7 protein-coding genes are annotated in these 5677 nt (G+C 67.1%); 3 read left to right on the top strand and 4 right to left on the bottom strand.

The features are described from left to right. The 4 genes from QZ609_RS23920 to QZ609_RS23905 form a co-directional block, all read right to left on the bottom strand. Window positions 1-247: ABC transporter permease subunit (locus QZ609_RS23920; protein ID WP_295500180.1), on the bottom strand; the 247-nt coding region annotated here is incomplete at its 3' end. Between the two features lie 18 nt (window positions 248-265). Next, window positions 266-1021, bottom strand: coding sequence for a glutamine ABC transporter substrate-binding protein (locus tag QZ609_RS23915; RefSeq protein ID WP_295500177.1), 756 nt, complete (start codon window positions 1019-1021; stop codon window positions 266-268). A gap of 43 nt (window positions 1022-1064) precedes the next feature. Further along, window positions 1065-1826, bottom strand: a complete 762-nt coding sequence (locus QZ609_RS23910) for an IclR family transcriptional regulator (RefSeq protein ID WP_295500174.1) — start codon at window positions 1824-1826, stop codon at window positions 1065-1067. 109 nt (window positions 1827-1935) lie between these two features. Then, window positions 1936-2454, bottom strand: a complete 519-nt coding sequence (locus QZ609_RS23905) for a hypothetical protein (protein WP_295500172.1) — start codon at window positions 2452-2454, stop codon at window positions 1936-1938. 276 nt (window positions 2455-2730) lie between these two features. Here QZ609_RS23905 and QZ609_RS23900 point away from each other — a divergent pair, with 276 nt between their 5' ends. The 3 genes from QZ609_RS23900 (at window position 2731) to phbB (ending at window position 5500) form a co-directional block, all read left to right on the top strand. Beyond that, the gene (locus tag QZ609_RS23900; protein ID WP_295500169.1) at window positions 2731-3657 is read left to right on the top strand and encodes a DUF2167 domain-containing protein; all 927 of its coding nucleotides are present in this window, start codon (window positions 2731-2733) and stop codon (window positions 3655-3657) included. A 4-nt stretch (window positions 3658-3661) separates the two neighbouring features. Next, entirely contained in the window at window positions 3662-4387 is a 726-nt protein-coding gene (locus QZ609_RS23895) for a site-2 protease family protein (protein ID WP_295500166.1), read from the top strand. Between the two features lie 366 nt (window positions 4388-4753). Next, a complete protein-coding gene (gene phbB, locus QZ609_RS23890; RefSeq protein WP_295500163.1) occupies window positions 4754-5500 on the top strand; it encodes an acetoacetyl-CoA reductase in 747 nt (248 codons plus the stop codon). The last annotated feature ends 177 nt before the right edge of the window (window positions 5501-5677 follow it).

Here is a 5677-nt window from a genome sequence, read left to right as displayed (position 1 = left end):
CGAACTGCGGCAGCCCGAAGAACAGCAGGAAGAGCTGCACCAGCAGCGGCGTGCCGCGGATGAACGTCACGTAGGCGGTACAAATGCTGTAGATGAAGCGCCGGCGCGGGTTCAGCCGGCCGATGCCAACCAGCAGGCCCAGCACGCAGCCGAGCACCAGCGCGGCGGCCGTCACCTCCACGGTGACGAGCGCCCCGCGCAGGATGTCGGGCAACCCCGCCGCGACAGGAGAGAAATCGAGTTCCATCAGCGTGTCCGTGCGTCGTTACTTGGCGGCGGCGCCAAACCACTTCTTGAGGATCTGGTCGTAGGTGCCGTCGGCCTTGATCTTGTCGAGCGCGGCGTTCAGGGCCTTGGTCAGTTCGGGCTGATCACGGCGCACGGCGATGCCGTATTCCTCGGTGGTCAGCGCGGGCTCGACCACACGCAGGCCCGGGCGCGCACGCACGTAGTACTGTGCGGCGGGTCGGCCGGTGACGGCTGCATCGGCACGGCCGATCTCGACCAGGTTGAACATCTCCTGGTTCTTCTCGACCTCCACGCGGTCGACCTTCGGGTAGTTGTCCTTCAGGTAGTTGACCGACTTGGTGCCCACCTGCACGCTCACCTTCTTGCCGTTCAAATCAGCCGGCGTCTTGACGCTCGTGTTGCCCTGCTTGACCAGCGCGACCAGGCCGCCGTGGTAGTACGGCACCGTGAAGTCCACCACCTTCTTGCGCTCCTCGGTGATGTAGATGCCCGAGATGGCCACGTCGAAGCGGCGCGAGATCAGCCCCGGCACGAGGCCCTTGAAGTCGATGTCGGTCCACTCGACCGGGCGTCCCATGGTGCGGGCCAGCGCCTCGATCAGGTCCACATCAAACCCGGTGCGCTTGCCGTTCTCGACAAACTCCATCGGCGCGAAGGTCGCGTCGGTGGCCACGCGCAGCGGCTCGCCCGCAGCATGCGCAACGTGGGCGAAAGAAGCCGCAGCGCAAAGTGCAGCGGCGCAAGCCAGCATGAAACGACGGCGATTCCCCATGAGTGGTCTCCTGTGTGTACGTGTGGGGTGGAAAAAACTGAAATCAGATGTCCTGCAGCCGGGCCGAGATGGATGCGGCCGCAGCCACCGTCATCTCGATCAGGCGTTGTTCCTTGCCGCGCACGCGCGTGGCGGGCGCCATCAGCGTAATCGAGCCGAGCGCGTGGCCGGGCAGCCGGAACACCGGCACGCTCACGCCCCACACGCCGGGGTCGACCTCGCCTTCGGACAGCGCATAGCCGGCGGCGCGAATGTCGGCAAGTTCGGTTTGCAGTTGCGCCTGCTGGTCCGGATCGACGGCGAGCAGGTCGGCGAGGATGGCGCGCGCCGCGGTGGGCGGCATGAAGGCCAGCAACGATTTGGCGGAGGCGCCGGCCAGCAGCGGCACGCCGCGCCCCTTCTCGAACGAGCAGCGCAGCGATTGCTGGCTCTCGACCATCTCCAGGCACACGGCCTGGTCCTTGACGGCCACCACCAGCCCGACCGATTCACCCGACTCGGCCACCAATTTGGCCATGCCGATGCGCGCCTCCTGCACCAGGTGCGAGGCGTGGTCGAAGCCGAGTGCGAGTTGCAGGCTGATCGGCCCCGGCGCATAGGTGCCGGCCGATTCGAGCACGAAGCCCCAGCGCTTGAGCATCGCCACCTGGCGGTACAGCGTGCTCTGCGGCAGGCCAGTCAGCTCGACCAGCTCACGCGCGGCCACCGGGCGGCCATGGCGCGCGATGGTGGCGAGCACCATCAGCACGCGGTCCGCACCGGCGGTCGGTGGTGCTGCGGGATGTGCTGAACCGGGCTCGAGCATCGCGGGGCTCCGTCGCGTTGAATTGCGACGGAGAATGCGACGGATTTCTCAAATCTTCAACGTGCGATTCCCGTTGAATGAGAAACAAAGCGAATTTTGGTGTTTACACCTAGGACGTCTCCGTCACGTTCCAGCCCGCCGCGTCGAGCCGCGCCTCCAGGAGCGACACCACTGCATGCGCGGAGGCCTCGCTGCGGCAGGTCGAGAGCGCCGCATACAACGGCGCGGCCAGCCCGTTGAGGAAATCGCGCGGCGCCTCCGGCCCTTCCTCGAGGTAGCGCTGCAGCGCCGAGAACGCGCCGGCCTGCCCCAGGCGCCAGTCGGCGATGGCCGCCTGCCGCACGTGACGCGGTGCGACCGGTGCGGCCGGTGCGGCGGTAGCCGGCTTGGGCGCCGGCGGCGCGGCTTTGGCTGGCGCCTGGCCTTGCACGTAGCCCTCGGTCAGCAGGCGCGCGATGTCGTCGGCATCGGGGCCGGCGCTGTGCAGTTGCGCCAGGATGACGCTCGCCGTGCGCTCGCCGTTGACCAGCAGCAGGATCGCGCGCTGGCGCGACGTCAGCTGGCCGCTGCGCGCCTGCAGCTCGTGTGCGCCGCGCTCGGTGCGCTTCAGGATGTGGTCCAGTTCCATGTCTCCCTCCTCGTTGTTGTGTGTGTGTGCGAAGAAGAGGCAGTCTAGAAAAACCCGGCGCCGCGCGGGTTGTCCGGCACGACCTGCGCAGGGCATACCGACTATCACGTGCGGAGCATTGCGCCTGGCGCGAATCCCGGCTCGCCCCGGCTGCATTAACGTCCATTAACAGGCTGGCGCCGCGCGCCCGCTATGCTTGCGACCAATCGGCCAGCCCCAATCGATTGGCCGGTCACGAGCCAAGACCAATACCAAGAACTCTCCGGGAGAAGCAGCATGAACATGGGAATTCAGCGCACCACGCGTGCATGGGCGGGCGCCCTCGCCTGCGCGTCGTTGCTGGCGGTCACCGCCGCCGCGCACGCGCAGCAGGCGAGCACGCCGGCGGCCAACACGCCGGAACAGGAAATGAAGCAGGCATGGGCAGCCGCTGAAGCCGCCGCACAGCGCGGCCCCATCGCCGTCCCGCTGCGCGACCAGGCCACGCTCAAGGTCGGCGCCAACCAGATCTTCATTCCGCAACCGGCCGCCGGCCAGCTGATGCACGCCATGGGCAACGGCGACGACACCGACACGCTCGGCCTCATCCTGCCGACCGGCGATGCGGAATGGGTGATCGAAGCCAAGTACGAAGCCGCCGGCTATATCAAGGACGACGACGCGCGCGACTGGAACGTCGACGATCTCTACAAATCGCTCAAGGAAGGCACCGCCGCCGCCAATGAAGAGCGCGAGAAGCGCGGCATCCCCGCGCTGGAGATCCAGGGCTGGGTCGAGCGCCCGCACTACGACGCCGCCACGCACCGCCTGATCTGGTCGATGGCCGCGCGCTCCAAGGGCCAGCCCGCCAACGAGCCGGAATCGGTCAACTACAACACCTACGCGCTGGGCCGCGACGGCTACATCAGCCTGAACCTGATCACCGGCCGCGACCACGTCGACACCGACAAGCCCGTCGTGCAGAAGCTGCTGGCCGATCTCGACTTCAAGGACGGCAAGCGCTATGCAGATTTCAATTCGAAGACCGACAAGGTGGCCGAGTACGGCCTGGCCGCGCTGGTAGGCGGCATCGCGGCCAAGAAGCTCGGGCTGTTGGCCGTGATCGCCGCGTTCGTGGCCAAGTTTGCCAAGGTAGCGCTCCTGGCGGTGGCGGGCTTTGGCGCGGCCATCGCCAGGTTCTTCAAGAACAAATCGAAAGCGTGACATCGTGGCCAAGCTGCTGATCCTGCTGTTCACGGGCCTGAAGTTCGGCAAGCTGCTGACCACCGGCGGCACCATGCTGCTGTCGGTGGTGGCGTATGCCTTCGTGTTCGGCTGGCGCTATGCGGTGGGCTTCGTGGTGCTGCTGTTCATCCACGAGATGGGCCACTACGTGGCGGCGCGCCAGCGTGGGCTGGCGGTGGGTGCGCCCACCTTCATCCCGTTCGTGGGCGCGTGGATCGAGCTGAAGGACCAGCCGATGGACGTCGAGACCGAGGCCCACATCGGCCTGGCCGGCCCGGTGGCGGGCACCGTCGGCGCGATGCTGTGTTACGGCCTCGCGCGCTACACCGACAGCCAGCTGCTGCTGGCACTGGCCTACGCGGGCTGCTTCCTGAACCTGTTCAACCTGATTCCGCTGTCGCCGTTCGATGGCGGGCGCGTGACCGCCGTGCTGTCGCCGCGCATCTGGTTCCTGGGCGTGCCGGTGCTGGTGGCGATGTTCCTCTGGCGGCCGAGCCCGATCCTGATCCTGGTGGCGGTGCTGGCGATCCCGCAGCTGATGAAGGCGTGGCGCTACGATCCGCACGCGCCGGAAAACCGGGCGTACTACAGCATCTCCAACGAATCACGCCTGACCTTCACGGTGTACTACCTCGGCCTGGTCGTCTTCCTGGCGATGATGTGCCATGAGCTGCACGACATGCTCGGCACGGTACGGTCGGTGAGCTGAACCTCCGACAAGCCCCATCTGGTGACCGGAAATGCACGCCCGCCCACGGCGTGCATTTTTTTTTGCAATCCGTCAGCGGTACCAACCCAGGCCTTGCCCGAGCTGCGGCGAAGCAGAAAACGATTGCGTGCTGCGCCCTGCTGCAATGCGTGAAGCGAACCCGCTCGCGCCTGCCTAGACTGCGTTGAGCCGTTGCATCGGCGACGCCCAAGCCTGTGCGCACGCCCGACGACGGCCAGCCAGAAGGAGAGACCATGCCACTGCCTCACGACCTGCCCCGCGGTATCGCGCGCCCGCGCATGCCGAGCCTGCGCCGAACGCACGCCTTGTCGGCGACCCTCCTGCCTTGCACGCCGGGAGGCCGCCATGACGACTAGCCGCACCGCACTCATCACCGGCGGCATGGGCGGCCTGGGCGAGGCCATCGCCATGCGCCTGCACGACCACGGGCACCGCGTGGCGGTCACCTATTCCCAGGCCAACCAGCAGATGCCCACCTGGCTGGCGACACAAGCCGCCGCCGGGCGCGCGTTCGCCGCGTTCTGCGTGGACGTGGGCAACTACGACGCCTGCCACCAGTGCGTCGCGCAGGTCGTCGAACAGACCGGCCCGGTCGACATCCTCGTCAACAACGCCGGCATCACGCACGACATGACCTTCAAGCGCATGACCCACGACGCGTGGAAGCGCGTGCTGACCACCGACCTCGATTCGCTCTTCAACATGACCAAGCCGCTGTACGACGGCATGCTGGAGCGCGGCTGGGGGCGCATCGTCAACATCTCGTCAGTCAACGGCTCCAAGGGGCAGTTCGGGCAGACCAACTACGCGGCGGCCAAGGCCGGCATCCACGGCTTCACCAAGGCGCTGGCGCTGGAGTGCGCGGCCAAGGGCGTGACGGTGAACACGGTGTCGCCCGGCTACCTCGCCACGCGCATGACGGCCGATGTGCCGGCCGACATCATGGAGCAGCGCATCCTGCCGCAGATTCCGGTGGGCCGGCTCGGGCGCCCGGACGAGGTGGCGGCGCTGGTGGCCTTCCTGTGTACGGACGATGCGGCGTTCATCACAGGGGCCAATCTGGCCATCAACGGCGGGCAGCATATGCAGTAGGCCGCGCTGCGAACGCGCAAAACAAAAGGCCCGCGCCATTCCGAGCGCGGGCCTTTGTGTTTCGCCCCCGCAAAGCTGGGCGAACAGGGTTTAGAACCCGTTCAGGATCCGTAGCGAGCGGTCCGAGGTTGGCCCGAGAAGCGCAGCCGTACATGGGTACGGCGAGCATCGCAGGGC

This window comes from uncultured Ralstonia sp. (genome assembly GCA_913056305.1).
Classification (GTDB): Bacteria; Pseudomonadota; Gammaproteobacteria; order Burkholderiales; family Burkholderiaceae; genus Ralstonia.
This window is presented reverse-complemented; position numbering and strand designations above follow the sequence as displayed.

What these genes read in the sequence shown, in the direction of transcription:
- QZ609_RS23900 (WP_295500169.1), top strand. Translation starts at nt 2,731, where the DNA reads ATGAACATGGGAATTCAGCGCACCACGCGTGCATGGGCGGGCGCCCTC.
- QZ609_RS23905 (WP_295500172.1), bottom strand. Translation starts at nt 2,454, where the DNA reads ATGGAACTGGACCACATCCTGAAGCGCACCGAGCGCGGCGCACACGAG.
- phbB (WP_295500163.1), top strand. Translation starts at nt 4,754, where the DNA reads ATGACGACTAGCCGCACCGCACTCATCACCGGCGGCATGGGCGGCCTG.
- QZ609_RS23915 (WP_295500177.1), bottom strand. Translation starts at nt 1,021, where the DNA reads ATGGGGAATCGCCGTCGTTTCATGCTGGCTTGCGCCGCTGCACTTTGC.
- QZ609_RS23910 (WP_295500174.1), bottom strand. Translation starts at nt 1,826, where the DNA reads ATGCTCGAGCCCGGTTCAGCACATCCCGCAGCACCACCGACCGCCGGT.